Genomic DNA, 959 nt, shown 5'->3' on the forward strand with positions numbered 1-959 from the left:
TGTCGACGGCCTGAATGGCGAGCTGATCTGGAGCACCAACGACGCCGGCGAGCTGGAAGGCCGCACCGAGGCCGGCGGTGACGCCGTCCTGACCCTGACGCTGAGTCCGGCGGTTGACGCGAATAACCCGATTGCCGCTGGTGACAGCCAGGTGGTCACCGTGACCGCGACCCTGGCCGAGAGCCTGGCCCACGCGGTCGACGCCGATAGCCTGTCGAGCACCGGTATCAGCGTGGTCGGCACCGACACCGATGGCACCAGCACGACGGCGACCGTGGGTGTGAGCGTGGCCGACGATCAGCCGACCCTCGAGATCGCGGATACCGCCGAGACCGTGGTCGAAGGCCAGAGTGCCAACGGCACCTGGACCACCGACGCCGGAGCTGATGGGGCGACCGTCAGTGTGACGGTGACAGGTGAGACCAAGCCGCTGGGGGATGCCAGTGATGCAACGGTTAGCTTCACCACCGACGAAGGCACCCTGACCGTCGGTCGTGACGGTACCTGGACCTTTGACGCCAACGACAACCAGGTACAGAACAGCACCGGCAATCCGTCGATCGGCTTCACCATCGCCACCGAAGACAGCGATGGCGACACCGCCACCGACAGCCACACTGTCACCATTACCGACGGTAGCAGCCCGAGCGTTTCGGTCACCGGCAGCGACCCGGCCTCGACCCAGGCCAGCCTCGCGCTGGATGACGCCGAGACCGAAGGCGCCGCCTCGGATACCGATGTAGCCAGCCTGACCTTTACCGCCGGCAGCGACGCCATCACCTCGATCGCCTTTGGTGACACCGACGGTATTCAGGTCACCGGCCTGGATGGCGAGCTGATCTGGCGCACCAACGACGCCGGTGAGCTGGAAGGCCGCACCGAGGCCGGCGGTGACGCCGTCCTGACTCTGACCCTGAGCTCTTCTGGTCCTGTGGCCGCGGGCGAAAGTCAGGTGGTCA

Annotated in this window: 1 protein-coding gene; it reads left to right on the forward strand. The window is 66.5% G+C overall.

Features of this window, described 5'->3' with window-relative positions; all coding sequences use genetic code 11:
- Positions 1-959: VCBS domain-containing protein (locus C6W88_RS21165; protein WP_197037170.1), on the forward strand; the 959-nt coding region annotated here is incomplete at both ends.

It is taken from the genome of Halomonas litopenaei (assembly GCF_003045775.1).
Classification (GTDB): Bacteria; Pseudomonadota; Gammaproteobacteria; order Pseudomonadales; family Halomonadaceae; genus Halomonas; species Halomonas litopenaei.